At 46.6% G+C, this 697-nt stretch carries 1 protein-coding gene; it reads right to left on the bottom strand.

Annotated features, from left to right (window positions below; genetic code table 11):
- On the bottom strand, positions 1–697 hold a 697-nt coding region (locus AC1M86_RS14765; RefSeq protein ID WP_481608252.1), incomplete at both ends, for a GA-like domain-containing protein.

A 697-nucleotide genomic window follows, 5' to 3' on the forward strand; every position in this document is an offset into this window, starting at 1 on the left:
TGGTAAAGTGATATCAACCAGATCATTTAAACGACCTTGTAGCGCATCTTTTTCTGCTTGTACTGCCTCAGGTAACGCTGTCACTTTTGTTTGTGCTTCTGTTTTCGCAGCAAGTGCATCATCACGTGCTTGAGTCAGTGCAGTAAGTTCTGTTGGAGTGATGAGCCCATTGGCATTTGCATCGATCAGCGCTTGTTCCGCCGCAGCGTATGCTGCTTCTGCTGCCTCTACTGCTGCTTCAGCCGCTGCTAGAGCTTCTCCAATATCATCAACAACACCATCTTCATCTTCGTCATTTACTGTTGGTAAAGTGATATCAACCAGATCATTCAAACGACCTTGTAGCACATCTTTTTCTGCTTGTACTGCCTCAGGTAATGCTGTCACTTTTGTTTGTGCTTCTGTTTTCGCAGCAAGTGCATCATCACGTGCTTGAGTCAATGCAGTAAGTTCTGTTGGGGTGATGAGGCCATTGGCATTTGCATCGATCAGCGCTTGTTCTGCCGCAGCGTATGCTGCTTCTGCTGCCTCTACTGCTGCTTCGGCATCTGCCAATACTTGTTCGTACTCATCTGCTACGCCATCTTCGTTTTCATCATTTACTGTTGGTAAGGTGATGTCGACTAGATCATCTAAGCGTGCATCCAATGCGTCTTTGTCTGCTCCTTCTGGAAGTGCATCAACTTTCGCTTGTGCA

The sequence above is a fragment of the Acinetobacter sp. ANC_7654 genome (assembly GCF_056779855.1).